Source organism: Paenibacillus humicus NBRC 102415 (assembly GCF_004000905.1).
Classification (GTDB): Bacteria; Bacillota; Bacilli; order Paenibacillales; family Paenibacillaceae; genus Paenibacillus_O; species Paenibacillus_O humicus.
Map to the genome: position 1 here is coordinate 1 of NZ_BIMD01000007.1, position 25872 is coordinate 25872.

Here is a 25872-nt window from a genome sequence, read left to right on the forward strand (position 1 = left end):
ACGCCTGGATCCCCAGTAACCCCCGTCGCGCCAGTGACACCCGGATCTCCGGTGACTCCTGTCAGACCGTCAGCTCCAGTCACTCCTGTAACGCCTGCCGGTCCCATCGGCCCCGCTGGTCCCATCGGCCCCGCCGGTCCCATCGGCCCCATCGGCCCCGCCGGTCCCATCGGCCCCGCCGGTCCTGTCGGTCCCGGCAAACCTTTGATCAGATGCGCGGAATGAAGGTGCAGGAGGGATTCATCCGGGGAATTTAATGCTTCCAACAAAATATCGAGCTTGTATTGCAAGTGCATATCCCTGAAAGCCAGCTTCTGCAAGTCTGCTTTCAAATGGTCATTGGCGGCTAGAATGTCTTGAAGAGACGAGGAGGGATTTTTCAATACCTGATCGAGTTGTTTTCCTTGACGGTCCAAATATCGGCTCGATCGAAGCTCCTCGATTGATACCTCCGACAGCAATCGGGCGAGTTCATCGATCCATTTGTCCTTTTCATCGGAATCCCGCAACCAGACGCCTCCTCTCCAGTTATGCAGACAGGCTTGTTCGTGGATCAGCCTTGTTCTACTCTATGCACAGCAGCCCAAAAAGGTTATCGGATGACAGGCATGGTGATGATTTTTCCTGGATGCGAATAGATTTACTGGAGGAAGCTTGGGGAAATTCCATTCCAGGGAGAGGGAAGGGGATGGCATGATCACAATCAGCCTGTGCATGATCGTTCGGGACGAAGAGGAGACTCTCGGGAGAGTTCTGGACGGCGTCAAGGACATCGTGGACGAAATCATCATCGCGGATACGGGTTCCGTCGACAGAACGAAAGAGATTGCGGCCGCGTACGAACAATGCCGAATCGTTGATTTCGAGTGGATCGACGATTTCGCGGCCGCGCGCAATTTCTCGTTTTCACAAGCCGGCATGGATTATATTCTATGGCTGGATGCGGATGACTGGCTCCGGGAAGAAGACAGGCAGGGGCTGCTGCGCTTGAAAAAAACGCTGGACCCATCCTATGAACGGGTGACCATGCCCTATAATCTGGCTTACGATTCCGCAGGCAACGCCGTATCGAGCCTTCGGCGCAACCGTCTGGTGCGCAGGGACCGGGGGTTCAAATGGATCGGGCCTGTCCACGAATATTTGGAAGCATGGGGAAAAGCGTTGGACAGCGATGTCTGTGTCTCGCATGGGAAGGAAAAGGAATACTCGGACCGCAATTTGCGCATTTATCGCAACCGGCAGCAGGCTGGCGAAGATTTTTCCATCAGGGATCTCTATTACTTTGCCAATGAATTGAAGGATCACGCGTTCTACGACGAGGCGGCGCTCTACTATGAGCAGATGCTTCGAACGGGACAGGGGTGGATCGAGGACAACATTCAGGCATGCCTGAAGCTGGCGGACTGTTATGGACAGATGGGGCACAAGGATCTGCAGCTGCAAGCTGCGCTGAGATCGCTCTGTTACGACAAGCCTCGGCCGGAATCCAGCTGTGCGATCGGCAACGGCTTGTTTGAGAGGGAACAGTACGAGGCTGCCCTTTATTGGTACGGGCTTGCTGTCGCCTTGGAGCCCCCCGTTACGATGGGAATAATCAATCGCACCGCGTCAACCTGGTATCCCCATCTGCAAATGTGCCTTTGCCTTGACCGGCTGGGAAGGTTCAGGGAGGCATTCGAGCATAATGAACATGCGCTCGCCTTTCATCCGGATCATCCGAGCATGCTGCATAATCGGGAGTATTTCCGTTCGTCGCATGGAATGGTTCCCGATGCCGGCGTAACGGCTGCGGTAAAAGGCTGATTCATGCGAGCAGAAGCATCCGGGGAAACGGATGCTTTTTTTAGTGCCCTCGCTGCCTTTTGCAGGGCTCTATTTACTGCCCCTTAACGAGTCCTTCGTTGATTCGGGAAGGGCTGATTTTGATGAGATAATTCTCATTTATTTCTAAGAAAGGCCTTGAAAGGCATGTCCTTCCTGGATTTCCGCTCTTCGTGGAAAATCTTAGGCCGTTTATAATCTGCTACAGTTGGTTGAGACCAACAACCCTAGGAGGTTTTCACCAACATGAGCAATAATTGGTTCAACCGCAAGCTGATTGGAACGAGTCTATGCGCCGCCGTCGCCTTCACCGCTATTGGAGCCGTTTACGTCCCGCCGACCCCGGCAGCTGCGGCATCATCTTCTTATGAAACCACCATTACATATGGCGTCAATATGCGCACTCAGCCAAGCGTCTCCGCCGCCAAAATCCGCATGCTGAAAAAAGGCGAAGCGGTCCATGTTGTCGGACAAGCCAACAGCTACTGGCTGCATGTCTTGACCGCTAAAGGAGAGAGCGGTTATATTTCCTCCGGAAGCCAGTACACCACATACTCCGGACCTGCAGCAGGAGGGGGCGGCGGAAGCGTACAGCCCGGAGCAAGCGCGAAAGCCGATCAGGTCGTTTCGCTGGCGCAAAGCTACATCGGCAAAGTGTCGTACAGCTACGGCGTCCGAAATGAGAGCAAGCTGATCTTCGACTGCTCCTCCTTCACCCAGTTCATCTACGGCAAAGCCGGAGTCAGCCTGAAATGGGGGACAAGCTCCCAGAAATCCCAAGGAACCGCCGTCAGCAGGGCAAATCTGAAGAAGGGCGATCTTATCTTCTTCGACACTGTCGGTACGAACAATGGCGTCATCAACCATGTCGGCATCTACATGGGCGACGGCAACTTCATCCACAACACTCCATCCGCCAACGGGGTGACGGTCAACAGCCTGACATCCGGCTGGTGGAAAGACCGCTTTGTATCCGCCCGCAGCGTGCTGTAGAAGCTCGTTGCGGATGAATCCGCAAAGTGCCGCTGAACCTCGCCTCGCATGGTTGCACAGCGCGCAGCGAATCGCCACGCATGACCGCACCGCTTGCGGCGGAACCTCGCCCTGCGCGACCGCACAGCGACTTGCCTCTCATGACCGCGCAGCGTACGGCGGAAGCTAGCTACGGCCTCTGCGCGAGGCCTTGGACTTTCGCCTGCCTGTCTGCTCGGCATCCGGCAAGGATTCCGCTTTCGGCTAGCGGCGATTATCGCTATAGATGACAAGCCGCTCCTCCGGGAGCGGCTTTTTTGCGTTTTCCTGGTAGTTTTTACGTCTTTTTTACGCCGCAGCCGTCGATCTTTACCCCGTTTTTACGGCTGCCCGCAGTACCATTTCCCTATGCGGTAGAGGAAATGAGAACCAAGAGGGAGAGTTGAGAATGTTCAATCAGGATTGGACCCTGCTGCTGCTCATGGCGCTCGGGTTTCTGGCGTTCAGAGGTCTGATTTCCTTCGCGGAGAGGTCATAAGGAGGGAATAAGCATGCTTGTGCTCGCTATCATCGCTTTTATTTGCATGGTCTACCTTGGTTTTGTTCTGGTTTATCCGGAAAAATTTTAATGAATGCCGCAAGGGGGAGCTAAGACGTGGGAATGGGATTGGTTCAGGTCGCGGTTACGCTTGCGATCATCATGCTGCTGGTCAAGCCGGTCGGAACGTATCTGGTCGCCGTGTTCGACTACGGCAGCGGCAGGACGAAGCTCGACAGATGGTTCGGCTGGGCGGAGAAGCCGCTGTACCGGCTGGCCGGCATCAAGGAAGAAGAGAACATGGGGTGGAAGGGCTATCTGAAGGCGATGCTCCTCACCAACTTTATTATGCTCGTCATCATGTACGCCATCCTCAGACTGCAGAAATACTTGCCCTTAAATCCCGACGGGATCGGCAACATGCCGCCGGCGCAAGCGTTCAATACGGCTGTATCGTTCATGACGAATACGAACTGGCAATCGTACAGCGGCGAGAATGCGCTGTCCTACTTCTCGCAGATGGCGGCGATCACCTTCCCGATGTTCACATCGGCGGCGACGGGATTTGCCGTCGCGATCGCGTTCATCCGCGGGATCTCGGGCAAGAGCGACGCGCTGGGCAACTTCTACGTGGATCTGGTCCGCGCCGTTACGCGGGTGTTTCTTCCGCTGAGCTTCGCGGCAGCGCTGTTCCTGGTCTTCCAGGGCGTTCCGCAGACAATCTACGGGGCGATAACGGCTACGACGCTTGAAGGCGGCCGGCAGACGATCACTCGAGGACTCGTCGCATCGCTTGAATCCATCAAGCATCTGGGCACGAATGGAGGCGGCTGGTTCGGCACGAACGCGGCGCATCCGTTCGAGAACCCTACGCCTTTGACCAACCTGGTCCATATCGTCAGCATGATGCTTCTGCCGACCGCGCTCGTGTACGCCTTCGGCTTGATGATCCGCAACAAGCGCCAGGGCTGGGCCGTGTTCGGCGCCATGAGCTTCATCTTCGTGGCGATGCTTGCCCTCGTGATGGCGTCGGAATATCGCGGCGTGCCTGCTCTGGATGCCGCCGGCATCCACGGCAATATGGAGGGCAAGGAAGTCCGGTTCGGCATCGCGGAGTCCTCGCTGTTCACGGCCGTGACGACAGCGGCGACGACGGGAAGCGTCAACAACATGCATGAATCGCTGACGCCGCTCGGCGGACTCGTGCCGCTGGCGGAAATGATGCTGAACAACGTGTTCGGCGGCAAAGGCGTCGGCCTCCTGAACGGCCTGCTGTACGCCATTCTTGCGGTGTTCATCTGCGGCCTTCTCGTCGGCAGGACGCCCGAATTCCTCGGCAAGAAGATCGAGGGCAAGGAGATCAAGCTGGCTTCCATCGCCTTGCTGGTTCATCCGTTCATCATCCTGGCCCCGACCGCGCTTGCGCTGCTGACGCCGCAGGCGGTCGCCTCCATCAGCAACGCCGGCATGCACGGCTTGTCCGAAGTGCTGTACGCCTTTACTTCCGGAGCCGCGAACAACGGGTCGGCCTTTGGCGGCCTCAATGCCAATACAGACTTCTATAACGTCGGCATCGGCCTCGTCATGCTTGTCGGCCGCTATGTGTCCATCATCGCGATGCTCGGCATCGCAGGATCGCTGGCGGTCAAGAAAACCGTGCCTCAAGGGATGGGGACGCTGCGCACCGACACCGGCTTGTTCACAGGCATTCTAATCATGATCATCATCGTCATCGGCGCGCTGACATTCCTGCCGGCTCTGGCCCTCGGGCCGATCGCCGAGCATCTGGCGATGCCATGACGTCCGCGAATACGGGAAGGGAGCTTCAAGCAATGGAAGAAAGCCGCAAGAAAACATGGTCCAAACAAATGGTGGGAAGGGCGATGCTGGACGCTCTCATCAAGCTGAACCCAATCGTCATGGCGAAAAATCCGGTCATGCTCATCGTGGAGGCCGGCACCGTGATCGCCCTGCTGCTGGCCATCGACCCCGGGCTGTTCGGAACCGGAGAAGCGGGCAGAGGCTACAATATCGCCGTCTTCTTCGTCCTGTTCTTTACGGTATGGTTCGGCAACTTCGCCGAAGCGCTCGCAGAGGGCCGGGGCAAAGCCCAGGCGGATACGCTGCGCAGGACGAAAAGCGAGACGATGGCGGCGCTGATCCAGAAAGACGGCTCCCTGAAGCAGGTCCCTTCCACCGCCCTGAGGAAAGGAGATTTCGTGCGGGTAGAAGCGGGAGAAATCATTCCGTCGGACGGCGAGATCGTGGAGGGCCTCGCATCGATCGACGAATCGGCCATCAACGGGGAATCGGCTCCGGTCATCAAGGAAGCCGGCGGCGACTTCTCCTCGGTAACGGGCGGAACGAGGGTAGCTTCCGACTGGATCGTCATCCGGATCATGGCGGATCCCGGGGAGTCCTTCCTCGACCGCATGATTGCGCTGGTGGAAGGGGCCAAGCGGCAGAAGACGCCGAACGAGCTCGCTTTGACGACGCTGCTGGCCGTTCTCTCCTTGATCTTCCTGATCGTCATCGTCACCATGGTGCCGATGGCCGATTATCTCGGCATCCAGCTCGATCCCGCCACTCTGATCGCCCTGCTCGTCTGCCTCATCCCGACCACGATCGGGGGCTTGCTCTCGGCCATCGGCATCGCCGGCATGGACCGGGTGACGCAGTTCAACGTGCTGGCCATGTCGGGCAAGGCGGTCGAGGCCGCAGGCGACATCGACACGCTCATCCTGGACAAAACGGGCACGATCACGTACGGCAACCGGATGGCCTCGGAATTCATTCCGGTGCAGGGCGTCAGTGCGGGCGAGATTACACATGCCTCGCTGCAGGCTTCCGTCCGGGACGAGACGCCGGAAGGCCGATCCATCGCGGAGCTCGCCCAGAAGCTCGGGGAGAGCTGGGACGATCGGGATTACGCCGATGCGGAAGTAATGGACTTTACGGCCGAAACGAGGATGTCGGGCATTACGCTGCCAGGCGGGCTGGCCATCCGCAAAGGCGCCGTCGATTCCGTGCGGAGAGCGGTCGCGGAGGCGGGCGGACTCATTCCCGACGATCTGGAGGAGAAGGCGGCCGTCATCGCGAAGTCCGGCGGCACGCCGCTTGCCGTATCCTCCGGCAGCCGCATTCTCGGCTTGATCCACCTGAAGGATACGGTGAAGCCGGGGCTGAAGGAAAGATTCGCGGAGCTGAGGTCGATGGGCATCCGCACCGTCATGTGCACGGGCGACAATCCTCTGACGGCGGCCACCATTGCGCTCGAAGCCGGCATCGACGACTATATCGCCGAAGCGAAGCCGGAGGACAAGATTGCCGCAATCCGCCGCGAGCAGCAGCAAGGACGGCTGGTCGCGATGACGGGCGACGGCACGAACGACGCTCCGGCGCTTGCCCAGGCCGACGTCGGCCTGGCGATGAACTCCGGCACGATGGCGGCGAAGGAAGCGGCCAATATGATCGACCTCGATTCCGATCCGACCAAGCTGCTTTCGGTCGTATCGATAGGCAAGCAGCTGCTCATCACCCGCGGCGCGCTGACGACGTTCTCGATTTCCAACGACCTGGCCAAATATTTCGCGATCCTGCCGGCGATGTTCATCACCGTGCTGCCGCAGCTGTCCTCGCTCAACCTGATGGGGCTCGGCTCGCCGTCCTCGGCCATCCTGTCGGCGCTCATCTTCAATGCCGTCATCATCCCGCTGCTTATTCCGGTCGCGATGAAAGGCGTCAAGTATCGGGCGCTCAGCGCAGACCGGATGCTGGCCCGCAACATCCTTATCTACGGCGTCGGGGGCGTCATCGTGCCGTTCATCGGCATCAAGCTGATCGACATGCTGCTGTCCAGCTTTATTTGATCGGACCGCCGGGTTATCATTCATTTTCAGCAGGAGAAGGAGCTGTATCCTATGAAAGCATTTATGACTGCATTTCGAATATCGGCGCTGCTGCTCGTTCTATGCGGAATTCTATATCCGCTCGCGACGACCGGAGCCGCCCAGCTTCTCTTCCCGAAGCAGGCTGAAGGCAGCCTGATCCATGTCGGTTCCGTTCCGGCAGGATCGGAGCTGCTCGCGCAGGAGACGGCATCGCCGGGGCGGTTCCAGCCCCGGGCTTCCATGGCCAAGTATGATCCGACCGCGTCATCTGGCTCCAACCGGGCTGTCGGCACGAAGGACTATGTGGAAGAGACGCTGGCCAAGGCATCCGATTGGCGCAAGCAGAATCCCGGTCTTGCCGAGATGCCCGCCGATCTCGTGACCGCCTCCGGATCGGGCTTCGACCCCGATCTGTCTCCGGAGGCGGCGAAAGCCCAGATTCCCCGGATCAGCAAGGCGAGCGGCATTCCGGCGGACGAGCTGACGAAGCTGGTGGACCGGCTGACGAAAGGGCGCCAGCTCGGCCTGTTCGGCGAGCCGAGGGTCAACGTGAACGCCCTCAATCTGGAGCTGTCCAAGCGGACTCCGTAAGCCGGCCATGGATTCTTACCGCAGGAAATCGCCGGAGGAATTGCTGGAGTCGATCGACAGGCTGAAGCGCGGCCTGCTGACGGTCTATATCGGGCCGGTCAGCGGGGCGGGCAAGACGTACCATATGCTGCGCGAAGGCTGCGCCCGCGCAGCCAAAGGAGTCGACGTCGTCATCGGAGCGCTCGCCGCCCCGGTGTGGCCGGAGACGCTAGAGCAGATCGGATCGCTGGAGGAAATATCGCCGCTCGTCTGGACGGAGAACGGCACGGGCATGCAGGATCTGGACGTCGACCGCATTGTGGAGCGGATGCCGGACCTGGTGCTGGCGGACGGACTCGCCCACCGCAACCGGCCCGGGGCTCCGCGGCCGACGAGGCTTGAGGATATCCGCCTGCTGATATCCAGCGGCATCAGCGTCATGACGACAGTCAACGTGTACGAGCTGGACGGATACAAGGAGCTGGCGCAGCGGCTGACCGGCGTCGAGGTCCGCTGCACCGTTCCCGACGATACGCTGGAGCTTGCGGATGAGGTCCGGCTGATCGATGTGACGCCCGAGGCTCTGCTGAGCCGGATGGAGGAGGCCAAGCGGAGAAGCGGCAAGGATGCTCCCTTGCTGCGCCAGGGGAATCTCGGCGTGCTGAGGGAGCTTGCCCTACGCTTCGTGGCGGAGGAGGTGAACGAATCGCTGCGGCGCTATCGCCGGGGAATGGGGCTGTCCGGCCCTTCCGGAGCCGGCGAGCATATTCTTGTCAGCACCCAGTATCATTGGAACGGCTCGCTGTATATCCGCCGCGGCGGACAGATCGCCAAGCGCCTCGGAGGGGCGCTTTCGGTCGTTACCTTCCAGGATCCCCGCAAGCCGCTGTCCAAGGAGGGGGCCGATTTTCGCCGCAGCATGCTGAAGCTCTCCTCCAAGCTGGGCAGCTCCTTCGAGGAGCTGCCCAGTCCGGGGAGGCGACGAATTGCGGATGAGCTTGTCCGCTACGCCTACGCTCATGGCGTGACCCGCATCATCATGGGCCATTCACGGCAGAGCCGCTGGGAAGAGTGGAGCAAGGGCTCGGTGCTCGGCACGCTGCTCAAGAAAATGAGGAACGTCGATCTTTATCTCATCGCCGACCGGGAGTCCGGCGACGGCAGCCGCATCGTGACCGGCGCGTCCAGGGAAGGCAAGCGGCAGGAGCCGCATCGAAGGCTGACGGAAGATGAAGTCAAGGAAGAGATCGGCAAAATCGCCAGGGGGCGTCTCAAAATGTTCATCGGGGCGGCTCCTGGCGTAGGCAAGACGTATGCGATGCTTCGAGAGGGCAACGATCTGCTCGATAAAGGCATCGATGTCCGGGTCGGCCTGCTGGAGACGCATGGCCGGCCGGATACGCAGGCGCAGCTCGGCCGCCTCCCCGTCATTGCCCGAGCGGCTTCGGAGATGAAAGGAGCTTTGCTGCAGGAAATGGACGTGGAGGCGATCATCGCCGCGAGGCCGGAGGTCGTGCTCGTGGATGAGCTGGCCCATACCAATGTTCCCGGCAGCCGCAGCCGCAAGCGCTACGAGGATGTGCAGAGGATACTGGAAGAGGGCATTTCCGTGCTGACGACGGTCAATATCCAGCATCTGGAGAGCCTCAACGATGCGGTGGAGCAGATTACCGGCATCCGGGTGAGGGAAACGGTGCCGGACCGCCTGCTGCGGCTTGCGGATGAAATCCAGCTGATCGACGTCTCTCCCCGGTCGCTGCAGCAGCGGATGCGGGAAGGGAAGATTTACGCCATGAACAAGGTGGATCAGGCGCTGAACCATTTTTTCCGTACGGGCAACCTCATCGCCTTGCGGGAGCTCGCTTTGCGCGAGCTCGCCGACGATGTCGACGAACGTCTGGAATCGCGGAGCGACAGCGGTTCGCTGCGCGGCCCATGGAGGCGCAAGGAAGTCATCTTCGTCTGCGTCAGCGCTTCCCCGGGAGCGGAACGGCTTATTCGCCGCGGCTTCCGGACGGCTTTCCGGCTCAAGGCGGATTGGCATGTCCACTACGTGCGGGACGGCATGGACTCTCGAGGGGACGCCTCTCGGCGGGTCGAGGAGCTGGAGAGGCTCACGATGCTGCTCGGAGGAGATTTCGTCGTTCACGAAGGCAGGTCGCCTCGCGAGACTGCCGCTATCCTTGTGGCCGAAGCCGGGAAGGCGGAAGCGACCCAGCTCGTCATCGGGCAGCCGAGCCCGTCGTTCTCCAAGGAATGGAGGAACGGCTCGCTCGTCCGGAGCCTTCTCCGCGCGGCCAGACATCTGGATGTGCTCATCGTAGCTGATTATGAGCCGGGACATGCGATATAATAGGCAGAGCTGCAGTGCAGATGGCGGGATGCAAATAGGCAGAGCTGCAGATGGCGGGATGCCAACAGGCAGAGCTGCAGGGGTGCGCGGTGCAAATAGAAGCTGCAGGAGTGCGCGGCGTTAAGGAGAGATGCGGATTGTCAGTCAGCGGCAGGCCGGCGGAGGGCGAGAACGTTCCCGAGGCCGTCGGAGCGGAAGCGGGAAGAGACGGCGCGGGCCGGAGGCGGAACGCTGCCGTGACCTATGGAATCGTGGCCGTGTCGATCGGCGTGCTGTCGGTATGCCTTCATTTGCCCGGCTTGGCTTACGATACGGTGAACGCTGCCTTGCTCTTTCTGTTCCCGGTGCTGTTCGCCGCTGCATACGGTGGGAGAGGGCCGGCCGTTTTTGCGGCCGTCGCGGGCATACTGGCGTTCGACTTCTTCTTCATTCCCCCGGTATGGAGCTTTACGGTGGCGGATTTGCGCTATTTGATTTCTTTTGCCGTCTATCTTGCCGTCGCCCTCATGACGGCCGGACTGGCGGCTCGGCTCAAGCGGCAGGTCGAGGCGGCCCGGCGGCAGGAGCGCAGCACGGCAGCGCTCTATGTCATGAGCCGGCTGATGTCCGACGTCAGCGATGTCCCTGCCGTGCTCAATGCGTTCAGCGGACATATCCGCGACGCTTGCGGATTGGCCGCCGATTTTTATGTGCCGGACAAGGAGGGGGAGCTGCGGCCGTTCGGGCTGAATCCGCCGCTCGGCTCCATGAAGGGGACGGAGCGGGGGCAGGAGACGCTTGGACAGAATCCCGAGCTGATCGCCCGCTGGGTGTATCGGCACGGAGAGCCTGCCGGACAGGGGACCGGCAAGCTTGGCGGCTCCTCCGGGTGGTTCATGCCGCTGAAGGCCGAGGATCAAACGTACGGCGTAGCGGAGATTCATGCCCTCGGGCAGGACCTATCTCCGGCCGTCGTCCTGCAGGTCGAGGCTTTGAGCGGTCTCGCCGGAAGCGCGCTGGCCCGCATCAAGCGCGGAGAGGATGCCAAGCTGGCCCAGCTGACCGCCGAATCGGAACGGATGCGCACGGCGCTGCTGGATTCCGTCTCGCATGAGCTGAGAACCCCGCTGGCGGCCATCATCGGCTCCTCGACCGGCCTGCTTGAATCCGGCGAGCTGTTCTCCGAGGAAGACCGCGCCGAGCTTCTCGGCACGATCCGGGACGGCGCGCTGCGCATGAACCGGCTTGTGACGAACCTGCTCGGGATGGTGCAGCTGGAGAGCGGCATGATCAAGATGCGGCGGGAATGGCTGGATGTCGGCGAGCTGGCCGGAATCGTGATCCGCCAGCTGAAGGAAGCATTGGGGCAGCGCAAAGTGCGGCTTCGAATCAGCGAAGATCTGCCGCCGCTTCCCGGGGATATCGTCTTGCTGGAGCAGATGCTGGCCAATATCGTGAGCAATGCCATCAAATATTCTCCCGACGGCAGCGACATCCGGCTGGAAGCCTTTGTCCGCGACCGGAGCCTGGCGCTGCGCATCGAGGACGAAGGCGCCGGATTGAGCGAGGAGGAGGGGCGGCGCATCTTCGACAAGTTCTACCGCTCGGAAGCGACCCGCCATATTCCCGGCACGGGGCTCGGACTCTCAATCGCCAAGGGCATCGCGGAGATGCACGGGGGTTCCATCAGCGCGGGTCCGGGCAGCGTCAAGGGTGCGGCCGTGACCGTGCTGCTGCCGCTGTCCATGCCTTCCGGCGTGCCGCCGTCCGAATCATCAGATCCAGCAACAGAGAGCAGGGACTAGAGATGACAACCGAACGAACAGGAGCGCGGGTTCTGATCATTGACGACGAGCCGCAAATCCGCAAGCTGCTGAAGGTGACGCTGCAGGCGCATCAATACGAAATCTATGAAAGCGCCACGGCAGAGTCGGGGATGCTGGAGGCTTCCATGCACCATCCGGATCTCGTCATCCTGGATCTGGGCTTGCCCGACATGGCGGGAATCGAGGTGCTTAGACGGCTGAGGGAATGGTCGTCGGTGCCGGTCATCGTGCTGACGGCCAAAGACCGCGAGGAAGACAAGATCGAAGCTCTGGATGCCGGAGCCGACGATTATGTCACGAAACCGTTCGGCATGGGCGAGCTGGTCGCGCGCATGCGTGTCGCCCTGCGCCATGCCGCCAACAAATCCGGCGGCGAGCCGGTGCTGCGCTTCGGAGAGCTCGTCATCGACCTGGCCCTCCGCAGCGTAGAGCTGTCGGGCAGCCGTCTGAAGCTGACTCCGACGGAGTACGACCTGCTGAAGGCTCTCGCTTCCAATGCCGGCAAGGTGATGACGCAGAAGCAGCTGCTGCAGCAGGTGTGGGGCTCCAGCAATCTAGCCTCGGAAGGCCATTATTTGCGCATATACGTCGGGCATCTCCGCAAAAAGCTGGAGGAGGATCCCGCAGATCCGCGGTATATTGCCACGGAGCCGGGAATCGGATACCGGTTTTTGACCGGGGAATGAGGGTTCGTTTCGACAGCTGCAGAGTCGCCGGCGACGGAGCCTGAAGAGCAAGGGATGCATGGATCCGTAGTCAGGGCAACGGACTTATGCACGCGGAGAACGTCCTGTTTAAGAGCTGTTATCGAAAAGCTGACATTGGCGTTATCGCCGATGTCAGCTTTTTTAATAAATACAAGCAAATAAGGCATTTAAATGGAAAATCATTCTAGCAATTCTCTAATTAGTGTTATATTATATGACACAAAAGGGGGATGAAAGATGGGAAAACGATCATGGATCCTAGGAGCCGCTGTGCTTGTCCTGGCATTGACGGCATGCGGAGATAAGGGGGACGAGGCTTCGGGAGATGGAAGCAGCGGGTCCGGCGGGGAAACGAAGGTGGTCAAAATCGCCACCGATGCGAGCTACGCCCCGATGGAGAGCATGGACAAGGATAAGATTGTCGGGCTGGATGTGGACTTCCTGGATGCCGTCATGAAGGAGGCCGGACTTTCCTACGAGCTGCAGAATACGGGCTGGGATCCGTTGTTCGCCGATTTGGGCAAGGGAGAGAAGAGCTCTTTTGATGCAGCCATATCCTCCATCTCGATTACGGAAGACCGCCAAAAGACATTCGACTTTTCCATTCCTTATTTTGAATCGGTCAATATGATCCTGACGAAGGAAAATGCCAAAGTTGCGGATGCGCTGGAATTGAAGGACAAGAAAGTCGCGGTACAAGGAGCGACGACGGCGGAAGACCTGATGAAGGGGATCATGGGAGACAGCAGCACCAGCCTGAAGCGGTTCGACAGCAATACGCTGGCGCTGATGGAGCTGGATCAGGGCGGCGTGGACGCGGTCGTCGCGGACTTCGCGGTCGTTCAAGCCTTCGTCCAGAACAACCCGGACAAGCATTATGCGGCTGCCTATGACAAGACGAATTTTGCGCCGGAGTATTATGGAATCATGCTGCCCAAGGGAAGCGGCCTGAAGCCGAAAATCGATGCCGCTGTAGAGAAGGTGCGCGCGAGCGATGAATACAAGGCGATGTATAAGAAATGGATCGGCGTCGAGCCGGATACGACGGATCTGCTGAAGACGAAGTAAGCGCGGCAAAGACCGGGGCATGCGCATGCGGAAGCGTTGCTCCTGCTTTTTTGCGGACAAGCATTCTTTCCCGCGCTGGAGAGTCCCGAGGGGATCGGATTGCGGCGGTTCCAGCGGAATTGCCTTCGGAACGATCTTCTTGCCATCCGTTATGGCCAAGGATGCGACAACGTAGAGATAGGGGCGCTGCCTGTGAAGTTCGACTTCGGCATCGTATGGGATTATCTTCCTTTATTGATCAGGGGAACCGGCATGACCATCGGAATTTCCCTGCTGGCGATTCTATTGGGGGCGGTTCTGGGCTTGTTGATCGGCTTTGGGAAAATGTCGGATCGGTGGTATTTCAGCTGGCCGGCCAGCGGGTATATCCATGCCTTCCGCGGAACCCCGCTCATCCTGCAGATTCTGATCACGCATTTCATCGTGGTCCCTATGTTTCTCGGAACGACTCAGGCAGCCGTCGCAGCTGTTGCGGCATTGTCCCTGAACTCCGCCGCATACACAGGGGAAATATATCGAGCCGGCATTCAATCCATTGATCCGGGGCAGAGAGAGGCGGCGCTCTCCCTCGGAATGAACCGCTACCAGACGATGCGCTTCATCATCCTGCCGCAAGCGGTCAAGAGGATGATACCGGCATTCGGCAACGAATTCATCGTGCTTGTCAAGGACTCGTCGCTGGTAGCCTATATCGCCGTTCCTGAGCTTATGTACTGGAGCAATGCGATGAAAGGACAGTATCTGAAGGTGTGGGAGCCTTACCTGACTGCTGCCGTCATCTACCTCATCCTCACGTACCTGCTGAGCAAGCTTCTTCATTTCGCCGAACGGAAAGCGGCATAAGCTTCTTTTTGCGTCGAATGTGACGCGGCAAAGCAGCGAATGCCATCGAGCCGGACAGGCGGATGTCCGCTCGATGGAAGGGAAGCGAAGAAACCCGGCGCCTCGGACAGCGCCGGGTTTCTTCGTCTGCCGCGGAAGCCTCTTAAGCGACCGGATACTCCGATTCCAGGCGGGGATTGGCGTAGAAGGGCGGTCGGATGGCGATGAGCGGCAGCGCGAATTTATACGGGGCGTAGACCACTTCGACTGTTTCCTTGGAATAGGGAATGAGCAGCAGCTTGATGCTCTCGTCATAATAGTAGTTCACATTGATCTCCTCCTGTAGGGCCATGTTGCTGCCTGATACTATATTCCATTCGGAGCCATCCGGGCACTTCGGATACGATTGAGCCGGGTGGGCAGGCACGGCAGGCGCCCATAGCCCATAGGCTATGGATACAAGAAGGTTCAGGAGGTAGGACGCGGCATGAGTGAAGAAAAAGACGACGGCCTGAGCGAAATCCGGGACTTGCAGGAATGGTTCGAGAACTGCAAGCAAAGCGGTTATCCGCTGTATCCGGCCTACGGCAAGATTACCCGCTACGAGGATGTGCAGATCAGCTTTCCGGAGCAGCGCCAGCTGTTCCAGCCGGGTCTGGAGAAGCTTATGGTGCCGCGCCCGATCATCGAGAATCCCCATTACAAAGGCAGCGGCAAGCTCGAAGGCAAGGTCGCGCTGATTACGGGCGGAGACAGCGGCATGGGAGCTGCCGTCGCCATCGCCTTCGCCAAGGAAGGGGCGGATGTCGCGATCTCCTATCTCGACGAGCATGAGGACGCCGGCCGCACCAAGGCTCGCGTGGAGCATTTTGGAGGCCGCTGCCTGCTGCTGCCCGGCGATCTTCGAGACAAGGGCCACTGCAAGGATATCGTCGCCAAGACAGTCGAGGCGTTCGGCTGCCTGAACATTCTCGTGAACCATGTGGGCATCCAGTTCCAGCAAAACGAGCTGACGGATATTACGGATGAGCAGTTCGACGAGACGTTCAAGGTCAACATCTACTCCCACTTCTATACAACGAGGGCTGCGCTTCCGCATCTGAAGGCGGGAGATTCCATCATCAACACCGCCTCGGTCGTCCCCTACGTCGGGGAGAAGCTGCTCATGGACTACACGGCATCCAAGGCCGCGATCGTCGGTTTCACGCGGGCGCTGGCCAAAAACCTGGCGAAAAAAGGCATCCGCGTCAACGCCGTCGCCCCCGGGCCGATCTGGACGCCGCTCATTCCATCGAGCTTCTCCGCCGATCAGGTGGCCGTATTCGGAACGGACACTCCGATGGGCCGGCCGGGCCAGCCGTTCGAGCTCGCTCCGACCTGGGTATACCTCGCTTCCGACGATTCCCGCTATGTGACGGCGCAGGTGCTGCATGTAGACGGCGGCCTGTCGACGAATTCCTGAGCCGCTGCGGCTGCTGTCAGAGCGGCTCTGGCGTCCTAAATAAACAGCCGATCCCAGTTATTAGGGGTCGGCTGTTGCGTCTGGGACCGGGGCGGGGGGTCAGCCTCGCTCCATGGCGGACATCATGCCCAGCAGCTTGCCGGCGACTTCGTGGACGAAGGCGGCGGTTTCTTGAGGCGAGAGGAAACGGAACTCGTAATCGCCGCCCCAATCCTGCTGGAAAGCATGGCCTGTGTAATAGGCGGCGATCCGGTCGATCTGCTTCTGGATCTGTCCAGGGGGGAAGATGTCCAGGTAGTCGGGGAAATCGCGGACGCTGCTGAAGCAGCGGGTGAAGATGTTGGCGGGCTCCTTCTCCAGATACAGGAAGTCGGCTCCATACCAGTCGCTTTTCAGCCGGGAGGTGCGGTCCGGCGTTCCTTCAAGAGCTTGCGTGGCAGGCTCCCTTCTTTTGCGCTTCTGGAGCTCGATCCATTCGACGTCGGTCAGCAGATGGCAATAACAGCCGATCAGGAACGCGGTTCGGGGATTCATGGCATCCGCTTGATCTACTCCTTCCGGCAGGAACGCTTTCAGGAACCGATCCGGGTGAATCATTTTGTCGGCGTCCAAGAAATGGGTCACGGACTTGGGGGGCCGGAACTGCCCCGTGCCGAGATCGGGCAGGCCGCAGTCCGGGCCGATGTGGCCGACGACGAACTCCGGCACGCTGGCCTTGAATCCGCTCTTCAGCATTTGATCCGCGATGCGAAAATGGGTCATCCACGTTGCCATGCCAGCCTCCAATAATCCCGTTGCACGGGAGGATGATTTCCTGACGAGGCTTGTCCGGAAAAAGTTCCGGATGCTACCATTTCTGCCTGCATCTACTTCGGGGCGGAATGGCCGAAATGCTCCCTGGCGTACCGGATCCACTCCCGTGCGGCAAAGCTCAGGTATTGCCCCCGCCGCCAGATCATGACGATATTCCATCCGATCGACGGATTCACGAGCGGGACCGCCGCGACTCGGGAAGGGTCCAGCCTGCGGCAGATCGATTCCGGCAAGAGGGCGATGCCAAGGCCCTCGGCGGCCATCTCGTAGATGAGATCCCACTGCGAGCTTTCCATCAGGACGCGGGGACGAAAGCCGAGGGCGTCGCATTGCTCGTAGATTTTGGCGTGAAGGGCGAAGTCCTCCCGGTACATGACGAAGGCTTCCTCGCGAAGCTCCTGCAAGGACAGCTCTGGCCGTCCGGCGAGAACGTGGCCGCGCTCCATGACGACGCATAGATTCTCCTGAAGAATCGGGAACGAGTCGAACAGATCCTCGCGTACCGGCGCCAGCACGAGGCCTGCATCCAGCAATCCTTCCGCCACCTCCGATTCCACCCGGATCGCGCCATGCTCCTCCAGTCCGATGGACAGGCCTGGATGCTCCTGCAGAAACATGCGTACGACCTTGGGAAAGACGGTGGCTCCAACCATCGGGGGCAGGCCGATGCGGATCCAGCCGCTCTTGAAGCCGGAGAGTTCGGCGAGCTCCGATTTCAGGCTTCCCGCCAGCCGGACGATGTCCTGCGATTGGGACAAGATGGCCTGGCCGGCATCCGTCAGCTTGATTTTCCGGCCATTGCGGACAAAGAGCGGCGTTCCCAGCTCCTGTTCGAGCTGGGCGATCGTCTTGCTGATCGTCGGCTGTGTGACATGAAGAGCCTCGGCGGCTCTAGTGAAGCTTTCCTGCTTGGCGATTTCGAGCATGTATTCCAGATGGCGCAGCTCCATGGCTCCTCCTTATGTCATAGACAGATGGAATGCGAGCGATTCCTATTATTCATTTTACGTATAATCGCATGGGGAATAAACTGGGAGCAGGAGGGATTTTGACATGAATTTCGCCAACTTGCTGCGCGGAGCTGCGCAGATGCTCTTTTTCGTCGCCATTTACGAGGCTATGACGCTGCTGTCCTCCGCCCTGTCTCTGCATATGCCGGGAAGCGTCCTGGGGCTGGCCCTCGTGTTCATTCTGCTGCGGACCGGGGTGATCAAGTTAGGCTGGATCGAGCTCGGAGCCGGATGGCTGCTCGCCGAGATGCTGCTCTTCTTCATCCCGCCTGCCGCCGGGCTCATCCAATTCGGCTCGCTGCTTGCCGGCAGCGGCCTCCAGATCCTGCTCGTCATCCTCGTCAGCAGCGTAATCGTTATGATCAGCGCGGGAGGACTTGCCCAGCTGGCAGGCCGCCGCCGGGAGAGAGCGGAAGAGCGATGAGCATTCTCGCAGCTGCCGCCTTCATCGTCATGACCGTGCTGGTGTACGGAGGGAGCAAGCTGGCGCATCGGCGCTGGCGCAATCTGATCCTGTCTCCTTTGATATTAACGCCGGTTGCGATCATGGCCATTCTAGCCCTATGCCGGATTCCCTATGAAACCTATAACGAGGGAGGCCGCTGGCTGAGCGCTATGGTCGGTCCGGCGACGGTCGCGCTTGCCGTGCCGCTGCACAAAAATGCGGCTCTGCTGAAAAAGCATGCGCTTGAAATCTCGGCCGGGGTAGCTGCCGGCTGGATGACGGGAACGGCTGCCGCGCTCGGAATCTGCCGGCTCTTCCATCTCGACCGCGCGCTCGCGGACTCGCTCCTGCTCCGGGCGACCACGACGCCGATCGCGCTTGCCGTCAGCGGCATGATCGGCGGAATCTCGACCTTGACCGCCGTATTCGTTCTGATCACCGGCATTTTGGGCACGGTGCTCGGCCCGCTCGTGATCCGCTGGACGCGGATACGCAGCGAAGTGGCCCAGGGGGTGCTGATGGGCAGCAGCGCCCATACGGCCGGGGCCCACAAAGCATTCGAGCTCGGAGCCGTGCCGGGCTCCATCGCCAGCGTGTCCATGCTTTTGAGCGCGTTCCTTTCCTTGTTCCTGATTCCCCTGGTTGCCGGCTTCGCGGCTTGACGGAAGGGGAGAGACGGCTCCGCGGATACAGGCCGGCACGCTCTGGTTTCATATCCGGCCGGCCGCCAGGATGCAATTCCACGAGAAGACAGGAGGATGCATGGGGGAGATGACAACGACGATTTATTTTTCAACGAACAAGCTGGGGGACGTAACATCGGAGCAGCTGCAGAAGGCGCTCGACCGGTTCTCGCTCGGCCGGCTTCGAGGCTGCCGCCGCACGGCGAGCGGGGCCGGAGGCCAGACGCTGTTCCTGGAGTCCGACGTAGGGGAGTTCGTGCTTAAGGGCAATCCTTTGTATAAGGGACAGCTGAGCGAGGAACGGTACTTCGTAACGGAGCTGCTGCAGCGCGGACTTCCCGTCCCGGCTCCATACCGGATGGATGAACGATCGGATATTTTCGGCTGGCCGTATGCCGTCATGCCGCGGCTGCCGGGCATCCATCCCCGGGACCTCTCGCTCGAAGACGAGGGAAGCCTGCGCAAGCTCAGCGGCATGCTGGCGCAGACGCTCCTCCGAATGCACGAATGGAAATCGGAAAGCTGCGGGGAATGGATTCCCGCCTCGGGAGAAGTCGAGCCGTTTCCTGTCTCCTACCGGGATTGGCTGTACGGGCGGATCCGCCACTGGCTTCGGGATGCGCAGAATTACGCGCCGGTGGCGGCGGAGGATTGGGCGTGGACGGAAGAAATCCTCGATGCCGCAACGGATTCCTTCGACGGCTTCGACCGGCCCGTCTATGTCATGGGAGATTTCAAGTTCGACAATCTGCTGGTCCGCCGCAACGGCGATCAGTGGGAGCTGAGCGGCCTGTTCGATTTCACAAACGGCTACTTCGGAGATGGGGCAGCCGATCTGCCCAAGATCGCGACCCAGTTCATCGACCGCGGCAGATCCGATCTCGCCGAGCGGTTCGTTCTGGCGTATCGGGACGGGCTTGCCGATAAGGAAGGGTTCGATCAGAGAATCAAGGTCCATACGCTTCATCAAAAGATTCTGGATTGGGGCTGCTTCCATGCGATCGGAGCGGTCAGCTGGAATCCGGAGTGGACGTTCCGGGAATGGGCGTTCCGCTACATAATGCACTAAGCGCTTTCTGTCCCGGCGCCGCTTTGACCCCTCAAAAAACCCGCTCACCTGAGAGAGGGTTTTTTCCCTTCGATTCGTGGCTTGACGAAACTACCTAACGCCGTTATGATTGGCGCGAAATCAAGTGCGTGTTATCCTAACAAACCTAACAAATTAGTTTTGGAAGCGTTTAAAGCGAATAGGGAGGATTGGCATCATGACATCGATCGTCATCGGAAGCTGGACGTTCAGAGCGGCTGGCCGGGAGGAAGCATGGATGGAAGCGAAAGTTCCAGGCTGTGTCCATACCGATCTGCTGCGCAACGGAAACATCGAGGATCCCTTCTATGGAACGAATGAACACCGGCTCCAGTGGATCGACAAGCAGGACTGGGAATACGCGGCTGAGTTCGACGCGGCAGCGGAGCAGCTCGACGATGACTTCGTCCAGCTCGTGTTCGAAGGACTGGATACGTACGCGGACGTTACGCTGAACGGATCCCGCCTGTTGTCGGCGGACAATATGTTCCGCATCTGGAAGGCCGAAGTGAAAGGCCTCCTCAAGGAGAGCGGCAACAAGCTCCATATCCGCTTCCGCTCGCCCGTCAACGAGGATCTGCCGAAGCTGGAGCGGCTCGGCTATGCGCTTCCGGCGACGAACGACCAGTCCGAGCTTGGCGGCCTTGGCGACAAGCGGATCAGCGTTTTCGCCCGCAAAGCCCCCTATCATTACGGCTGGGACTGGGGACCGCGCTTCGTGACGAGCGGCATTTGGCGTCCGGTCCGTCTGGAGAGCTGGTCGGGCGTCCGCATCTCCGAACTGTTCATTCGGCAGGACGCCGTCTCGGCCGAAGCGGCGGAGGTGACGGCGGTCGTCACGGTGGAAGCCGCTGCCTCGGGTCCCTCGACGATGGTTGTAACCGTAGAAGGCCGGGAGCACAGACTTGAAGCGGAGCTGGAGACGGGAGTCCAAACGCTGGAGCTCCCGATCCGGATCGAGCAGCCGCGGCTCTGGTGGAGCCGCGGGCTCGGCGAAGCGTCCCTCACGGAATTCCAGGCCAGGGTTGACAAGCAGGACGGAGCAGCCGACTCCAGGACGGTCCGGACCGGACTGCGTTCCGTCCGTCTGGTGCGCGACCGCGACGAAGCTGGCACCTCGTTTTACTTCGAGCTGAACGGCGTCGCCGTATTCGCCAAGGGAGCGAACCATATTCCGAACGACAGCTTCGTCTCGGAAGTGACGGAGGACCGTTACCGCCATGAAATCTTGTCCGCGGCCGAAGCGAACATGAACATGCTGCGCATATGGGGCGGCGGTATTTACGAGCAGGATATTTTCTACGACCTGTGCGACGAGCACGGCATCATGGTCTGGCAGGACTTCATGTTCGCCTGCAGCATGTATCCCGGCGACGAAGCCTTCCTGGACAACGTTCGCGCGGAGGCTGAGGACAATGTCAGGCGCCTGCGCAATCATCCGTCCATCGTGCTCTGGTGCGGCAACAACGAGATCGATTCCGCCTGGGCCCACTACGACGAGAACGGCGGCTGGGGCTGGAAAAAGGACTACACGCCGGAGCAGCGGGAGAGCATCTGGGCCGACTATGAAGCCATCTTCCACAAGCTGCTTCCGGATGCGGTAGAGCGGCTGTCGCCGGGCATCGGGTATTGGCCTTCCTCGCCGCTCATCAGCCTTACCGAGGATGCGGGCCAGCATGCCTTCCCGGAATCTGCGGCCGGGGACGTCCATTATTGGGGCGTTTGGCACGCCGTAGAGCCGTTCGAGAACTACAAGCTCAAGATCGGCCGCTTCATCAGCGAGTACGGCTTCCAGTCCTTCCCGGAATACAGATCGGTGCGCTCCTTCGCCGAGGAAGCCGATATGGAGCTGCTGTCCACCGTCATGCTCGCCCATCAGAAGAACGGAGCCGGCAACAGGCTCATCAAGGAATATATGGACATGTATTTGCCGGAGCCGAAGGACTTCCCGGCCTTCCTCTACGAGAGCCAGATTCTGCAGGCTGAAGCGATGAAGATGGCGATTGAAGCGCATCGGCGCCGCCGCCCTTACTGCATGGGCACCCTTTACTGGCAGATGAACGATTGCTGGCCGGTCGCCTCCTGGGCGGGCATGGATTATTTCGGCCGCTGGAAAGCGATGCACTATTACGCCAAGCGCAGCTTCCGGGACGTTCTGCTCTCCGCAGACAGGACCGGCACGGGAATCGATCTCCATCTGGTGAACGATTTGCAGGCATCGCTGCAAGGCACCCTCAAGGTCAGCCTGCTGGATTTCTCCGGGCTCACGCTTGCCGAGCGCGAAGTGCCGGCTGCGGCGGCAGGAGGCCAATCGCGGCTCCTGCTCTCGCTTGCAGGCGAAGAGCTTCTGCCGGAAAGCGCTGCCTCCGATTCCGTTCTGGTGACGGCGGAGCTGGTCGCCGAAGACGGGTCGCTGCTTGCCGCAGCCTCCGCCTTCCTCGAAGGCGACCGCCAGCTTGCGCTTGCCCCGGCATCGATCCATGTGGAAGAGATCGAGGGCAGCGGCGGCAGCCGCTTCCGCGTCAGCGCCAGCCGTCTGGCTAGAGCGGTATGGCTGCAGAGCGACCGCGAAGGCATATTCAGCGACAACTTCTTCGACCTGGTGCCGGGGCGCCCGGTGACGGTGGCGTTCAAGGCGCTGAAGCCTGGCGCAGTGCGTTATGAGGCTGCCGACGCCGGGCGGGTGACGGCCTCGTCCATGGGGGATGCGGTGAAAGCCCTCGCCGCGAAAGGCTGAGCAAGGCAGTCAGGCCGTGCTGTTCGGCTGTCGCTCTGACAGCGGAACAGCCCTTTTCCCTCCATTTGTGCCCGGATACAGAACTTTCTTCCCGAAAAGCGCCAAGGCGAATAAGCTGCCGCGGCGTTTTTGGCGTCCTGTCGAACATTGACGTTCTCTGACGAGTGGCGGTAAAATCCAGTAAGATCGGCTTGTTCATTTTTAAGGCATGACAGACTTCTCCCGGGCGCTTGCGCTGGGATGGATTCAAGGATTCCGGGTAAAAAGGACGGACGGCCGGAGCGGAGATGCGCACTCCTTCATACGGTCCGCAGGGACTAGCCCGCTAGTGGACCTATGACGCCAGCGGCGGCAATCTCCTTCATTCGTCAGGTTTCCCTTTCGAGATGCAGGTAGTACAATGTTTGCACATACGAGAAAGTTGAAAAGGAGAACCTTATGAGCGAAGAGAGCCTCTTTTCCCCGATAGAACCTGACGGCAAGCGGACAAGACTCCAAGCGGAGGAGCCGGGACTGCCGCAGTACAAATCCGTCGTGCTTCATAATCCCCATCCGCTCGTCATGATGGATTCTTCCTGGAGAATCTCCATCGTGAATCCGGCGTTCACCGAGCAGCTCGGCTGGTCCCAGAATGAGGTGGCGGGCATGGATGCGATTGAATTCAGAACTCTGCTGATGCCCCAGTCGGACATCGACCTGGAACGGTTCGGCGCAGGCGGATCGGAGCCGGTCTCCTATGAAACTCAATGCCGAAGCCGGAGCGGCAAGACAATCAGCCTGGAAGTCGTCTTTTTCCCATTGAAAGCGGAAAACGGAACCATTTGCGGATACCTGTTCTCCCTGATGGACATATCCGCCCGCAAGGAAGCCGAGCTTAAGCTGCAGGAGACGATCGAGAGATATACCTCGCTCAAGAAATACAACCATGATGCCGTCATATCCCTGGATCTGAAGGGCTGCTTCATTCATTGCAACGCCGTCGCCGAAAGGCTGCTCGGCATGCATGCCGAAGAGCTTGTCGGCAAGGACTTTTCTCCCTTTGTCAAAGTGCCGGATATCCGCTCCGTATTGGCGGATTCGCACGAAGGCGACTCGGTTGAGCGGCGGATCAGCGAAATCGTGAATCGCAACGGAAAGGCGGCTGAGATTCTGACCTCCGTCGCCCCGATCATCATCAACCAACGGATCATGGGCTACTATCTGATCGCCAAGGATATCACCGAGCAGAAGAAGCTGCTCATCGAGAAGGAGGCTGCGGAGTCGACGACCCGCGCCAAAAGCGACTTCCTGGCGATGATGAGCCATGAAATCCGCACGCCGATGAACGGGGTGATCGGCATGACGCAGCTGCTGCTGGATTCGCCCGATCTGAGCGACGAGCAGCGCAGCTTTGTCGAGATCATCCGGCAGAGCGGGCAATCGCTGCTGACGATCATCAACGACATTCTGGACTTTACGAGAATCGAGGCCGGCAAGACGGCTATGGCCAAGGCTCCGTTCAGCATCCGGGAGCTCGCAGCCGAGAGCGTATCCGTCCTGATGCCGGAAATTCTCGAGAAGAGGCTGTCCATCGATTCCAAGGTCGACGGCGATGTCCCGGACATGCTGTTCGGCGACGGGGGCAAGCTGAGGCAAGTGCTGCTGAACATGCTCGGCAATGCCGTCAAATTCACGGATTCCGGCGGTGTCAGCCTTCACATCTCGCGGAAGGAATCGACTGGTGCCGGCGTCCTGCTCCTCATCAAGATCCGGGATACGGGAATCGGAATTCCCGCCGATGCGCTGCCGCTCCTGTTCAATCCTTTCAGCCGACTGGACAACTTCATGACCCGCAAGGTGGAGGGCAGCGGCCTTGGCCTTGCCATATCCAAGAAGTTCGTCGAGCTGATGGGCGGAACGATCGGAGTGGAAAAGGTGGACGGGCCTGGAGCTTGCTTCGCCTTCACGGTCAAGCTGGAACGGAGCTCTGAGCAGGCGGCTCGGGCCGAACAGGCCGAAGCCGGAGCGGAAGAATCCCGTTCCTTCAAGATCCTGATCGGCGAGGATAACGAAGTGAACCAGATGGTTCTGCAGAAGATGCTGGTCAAGCTCGGCCACGAGGTGGAGGTCGTCGGCAACGGTACGGAAGTGGTGGAAGCTTTCCGCAAGGACGACGGCGGATACGACATGATTTTCATGGATGTGCTCATGCCGGACATGGACGGGATGGAAGCGACCCGACATCTGCGCAGCCTATCGGAAAACGAGGACACGCCTTATATCGTCGCGGTTACAGCCAATGCGCTCAAAGGGGACAGGGAAGCCTGCCTAGCTGGCGGCATGAACGACTACATCAGCAAGCCGATCCGCAAGGAATCGCTCTTGCAGGCGCTGGAGCGTTACCGGCTGCAGAGGGCGAGAGGAGACAAGCATGGTCAAGACAGCAATCGGTACCGGCAAGTTTAAGCTGGAGAAGCCGAGACTTGCAGAAGCCGGTCTCGAGCAGCCCGTTCATCCCTTGTTTGCGGATTCAGGCAGCTTTCATGAAAATCTGCTTGTACGCGAGGCGGCCGTGGAGGAACGGAATACGGAGCGCTCGGTCGCGGAACGGATTCTGTGGCAGCATGTCACGTTCACGGATTGCCGTCTAGACAGGCTGGAGCTGACGGATTGCCGGTTCGAGAATTGCGATCTGTCCAACATCCGTCTTGACGAGGCGGTGCTTCATCGGGTAGAGTTCCACAGCTGCAAGCTTGTAGGCGCGGATCTGTCGGGGGCGGTGCTGCGCAATGTTCTTTTTGAAGACTGCCAGGCGGATTATGCCTCCTTCCGGTTCGGCAGCTTCAAGCAGGTCAAGTTCAGCGGCAGCAGCTTGAACCATGCGGACTTGTACCGGTCGGAGCTGTCCAAGACGGTATTCGAGGACGTACAGCTGGACAAGGCCCAGCTGTCCGGAACCCGCCTGTCCGGAATCGATCTCAGCTCCTGCGAGTTCCATCATCTCGGCGTCGAGATGGAGGATCTGAAGGGCTGCATCATCGCGCCTGCCCAGGCGATCCTGTTCACGAGAATTTTCGGACTGGTCGTCAAGGAGTAGCCTCCTGCCCAGA

The 25872-nt window shown here is 59.8% G+C and carries 21 protein-coding genes and 1 pseudogene; 18 read left to right on the forward strand and 4 right to left on the reverse strand.

What is annotated here, in order from left to right:
* A pseudogene (locus tag PHU01S_RS26860) lies at positions 1–509 on the reverse strand (hypothetical protein); the annotation flags it as partial.
* 184 nt (positions 510–693) lie between these two features.
* Between PHU01S_RS26860 and PHU01S_RS06690 the strand changes: the two are divergent.
* From PHU01S_RS06690 to PHU01S_RS06740, 11 genes are all read left to right on the forward strand, one after another.
* The gene (locus PHU01S_RS06690; RefSeq protein ID WP_127506760.1) at positions 694–1803 is read left to right on the forward strand and encodes a glycosyltransferase family 2 protein; all 1110 of its coding nucleotides are present in this window, start codon (positions 694–696) and stop codon (positions 1801–1803) included.
* Between the two features lie 264 nt (positions 1804–2067).
* Positions 2068–2814 (forward strand): C40 family peptidase, encoded by a 747-nt coding sequence (locus PHU01S_RS06695; RefSeq protein WP_021879521.1) that lies wholly within the window; start codon positions 2068–2070, stop codon positions 2812–2814.
* A 530-nt stretch (positions 2815–3344) separates the two neighbouring features.
* Positions 3345–3422, forward strand: a complete 78-nt coding sequence (locus PHU01S_RS27105) for a potassium-transporting ATPase subunit F (protein ID WP_127506941.1) — start codon at positions 3345–3347, stop codon at positions 3420–3422.
* Between the two features lie 32 nt (positions 3423–3454).
* Complete coding sequence (gene kdpA / locus PHU01S_RS06705; protein WP_127506943.1) at positions 3455–5131, forward strand: potassium-transporting ATPase subunit KdpA; 1677 nt, start codon at positions 3455–3457, stop codon at positions 5129–5131.
* A 32-nt stretch (positions 5132–5163) separates the two neighbouring features.
* Positions 5164–7200 (forward strand): potassium-transporting ATPase subunit KdpB, encoded by a 2037-nt coding sequence (kdpB, locus tag PHU01S_RS06710; RefSeq protein ID WP_049867154.1) that lies wholly within the window; start codon positions 5164–5166, stop codon positions 7198–7200.
* 51 nt (positions 7201–7251) lie between these two features.
* Positions 7252–7812: a potassium-transporting ATPase subunit KdpC gene (gene kdpC / locus PHU01S_RS06715; RefSeq protein WP_048748225.1), complete on the forward strand. Its 561-nt coding sequence runs from the start codon at positions 7252–7254 to the stop codon at positions 7810–7812.
* 7 nt (positions 7813–7819) lie between these two features.
* Positions 7820–10144 (forward strand): histidine kinase, encoded by a 2325-nt coding sequence (locus tag PHU01S_RS06720; RefSeq protein WP_127506762.1) that lies wholly within the window; start codon positions 7820–7822, stop codon positions 10142–10144.
* 137 nt (positions 10145–10281) lie between these two features.
* The gene (locus PHU01S_RS06725) at positions 10282–11928 is read left to right on the forward strand and encodes a DUF4118 domain-containing protein (protein WP_164762999.1); all 1647 of its coding nucleotides are present in this window, start codon (positions 10282–10284) and stop codon (positions 11926–11928) included.
* Positions 11929–11930: 2 nt separating this feature from the next.
* Positions 11931–12635 (forward strand): response regulator, encoded by a 705-nt coding sequence (locus PHU01S_RS06730; RefSeq protein ID WP_048748227.1) that lies wholly within the window; start codon positions 11931–11933, stop codon positions 12633–12635.
* 258 nt (positions 12636–12893) lie between these two features.
* Entirely contained in the window at positions 12894–13724 is an 831-nt protein-coding gene (locus PHU01S_RS06735; RefSeq protein ID WP_021879515.1) for a transporter substrate-binding domain-containing protein, read from the forward strand.
* A gap of 192 nt (positions 13725–13916) precedes the next feature.
* Positions 13917–14567, forward strand: a complete 651-nt coding sequence (locus PHU01S_RS06740) for an amino acid ABC transporter permease (RefSeq protein ID WP_127506766.1) — start codon at positions 13917–13919, stop codon at positions 14565–14567.
* A 142-nt stretch (positions 14568–14709) separates the two neighbouring features.
* Here the strand turns inward: PHU01S_RS06740 and PHU01S_RS25660 are convergent, their stop codons facing one another.
* The gene (locus PHU01S_RS25660; protein ID WP_164763000.1) at positions 14710–14874 is read right to left on the reverse strand and encodes a hypothetical protein; all 165 of its coding nucleotides are present in this window, start codon (positions 14872–14874) and stop codon (positions 14710–14712) included.
* 159 nt (positions 14875–15033) lie between these two features.
* On the opposite strand from PHU01S_RS25660, the gene PHU01S_RS06745 reads away from it, so the two are divergent.
* Positions 15034–16008: an SDR family oxidoreductase gene (locus PHU01S_RS06745; protein WP_083436525.1), complete on the forward strand. Its 975-nt coding sequence runs from the start codon at positions 15034–15036 to the stop codon at positions 16006–16008.
* 99 nt (positions 16009–16107) lie between these two features.
* On the opposite strand, the gene PHU01S_RS06750 is transcribed toward PHU01S_RS06745, so the two are convergent.
* Complete coding sequence (locus tag PHU01S_RS06750; RefSeq protein WP_049867158.1) at positions 16108–16782, reverse strand: hypothetical protein; 675 nt, start codon at positions 16780–16782, stop codon at positions 16108–16110.
* 92 nt (positions 16783–16874) lie between these two features.
* On the reverse strand, positions 16875–17771 hold the full coding sequence (locus PHU01S_RS06755) for a LysR family transcriptional regulator (protein ID WP_049867159.1): 897 nt from the start codon (positions 17769–17771) through the stop codon (positions 16875–16877).
* A gap of 103 nt (positions 17772–17874) precedes the next feature.
* On the opposite strand from PHU01S_RS06755, the gene PHU01S_RS06760 reads away from it, so the two are divergent.
* The 6 genes from PHU01S_RS06760 to PHU01S_RS06785 all read left to right on the forward strand — a co-directional run bounded on the left by PHU01S_RS06760 (position 17875) and on the right by PHU01S_RS06785 (position 25859).
* Complete coding sequence (locus PHU01S_RS06760) at positions 17875–18255, forward strand: CidA/LrgA family protein (RefSeq protein ID WP_049867160.1); 381 nt, start codon at positions 17875–17877, stop codon at positions 18253–18255.
* Positions 18252–18938 carry an LrgB family protein gene (locus PHU01S_RS06765; RefSeq protein WP_048748230.1) on the forward strand — a complete coding sequence of 229 codons (687 nt, stop codon included), beginning with the start codon at positions 18252–18254 and terminating at the stop codon, positions 18936–18938. Before PHU01S_RS06760 ends, PHU01S_RS06765 begins: the two co-directional genes overlap by 4 nt.
* A 109-nt stretch (positions 18939–19047) precedes the next feature.
* Positions 19048–20028 carry a phosphotransferase family protein gene (locus PHU01S_RS06770; RefSeq protein ID WP_127506768.1) on the forward strand — a complete coding sequence of 327 codons (981 nt, stop codon included), beginning with the start codon at positions 19048–19050 and terminating at the stop codon, positions 20026–20028.
* A gap of 196 nt (positions 20029–20224) precedes the next feature.
* On the forward strand, positions 20225–22783 hold the full coding sequence (locus tag PHU01S_RS06775; RefSeq protein ID WP_127506770.1) for a beta-mannosidase: 2559 nt from the start codon (positions 20225–20227) through the stop codon (positions 22781–22783).
* Between the two features lie 438 nt (positions 22784–23221).
* The gene (locus PHU01S_RS06780) at positions 23222–25228 is read left to right on the forward strand and encodes a PAS domain-containing hybrid sensor histidine kinase/response regulator (protein WP_049867162.1); all 2007 of its coding nucleotides are present in this window, start codon (positions 23222–23224) and stop codon (positions 25226–25228) included.
* A complete protein-coding gene (locus tag PHU01S_RS06785; RefSeq protein WP_069202421.1) occupies positions 25194–25859 on the forward strand; it encodes a pentapeptide repeat-containing protein in 666 nt (221 codons plus the stop codon). The genes PHU01S_RS06780 and PHU01S_RS06785 overlap by 35 nt, the downstream gene beginning before the upstream one ends.
* Positions 25860–25872: the final 13 nt, after the last annotated feature.